Origin of the sequence: Mesorhizobium sp. M1A.F.Ca.IN.020.06.1.1 (assembly GCF_004023265.1) — a bacterium.
Taxonomy (GTDB): domain Bacteria; phylum Pseudomonadota; class Alphaproteobacteria; order Rhizobiales; family Rhizobiaceae; genus Mesorhizobium.
Genome location: NZ_RZSR01001572.1, coordinates 1 through 734, shown reverse-complemented (window position 1 = coordinate 734; position 734 = coordinate 1). Strand labels below are relative to the sequence as shown.

Annotated in this window: 1 protein-coding gene; it reads left to right on the top strand. The window is 59.4% G+C overall.

Annotated features, from left to right (window positions below):
* The coding region (locus tag EOA60_RS35615) for an ATP-binding protein (protein WP_164899905.1) at positions 1-284 on the top strand (284 nt) is incomplete at its 5' end.
* Between the last annotated feature and the right edge of the window lie 450 nt (positions 285-734).

The window sequence follows — 734 nt, the reverse complement described above, 5'->3', positions numbered from 1 at the left end:
GCATGGCAGACCATCTCACACGCCTCGACTTCGTCGTGCTCGATGAACTCGGCTATCTGCCTTTCGCCCAGGCCGGCGGGCAGTTGCTCTTCCACCTGATCTCGAAGCTCCATGAACGCACCTCGATCATCATCACCACCAATCTCGCCTTCGGGGAATGGCCGAGCGTCTTCGCCGGCGATGCCAAGATGACCACCGCGCTGCTCGACCGCCTCACTCACCACTGCGAGATCGTCGAGACCGGAAACGAGTCCTGGCGCTTCAAAAGCCGATCTCAAAGCTAAAGCCGAAAAGCTAATCAGCCGCGCCCGATCAGGCTGTGCAACCCCGACCAGCTCCGCCTGATCGGGCGCTTACCGGCGTGCCTCTCACAACCGAAAGCCGGGGTCCCTTTTGCGTGAAAATACGGGGTCCCGATTCTGCGGTCATTGACAGTCGCGTCTCACTCACCCCGATGCTCTCGGCCCTTGGGAGGGCTTAGAGGTTGCTTGATGGCCGGAGGGCAATGGCGCCCTCTGCAGAGGTCAACATCCCGGTCACGATATGGTGGCCTGACGTTCAACGGCTATTATGCTGCTGCGAAGGTCAGCTCGCAGAGTGTCGTCACGTCGTAAATCGGCAAGCCTGTCTTCTTGCGCAGAGCAGGCGACACCAGCGGGAACAAGGTGCATTCGAACAAGATCGCACCGATATCCGGATTGTCTGTGCGAAGCTTTTCGATGCATGCCTCAAGC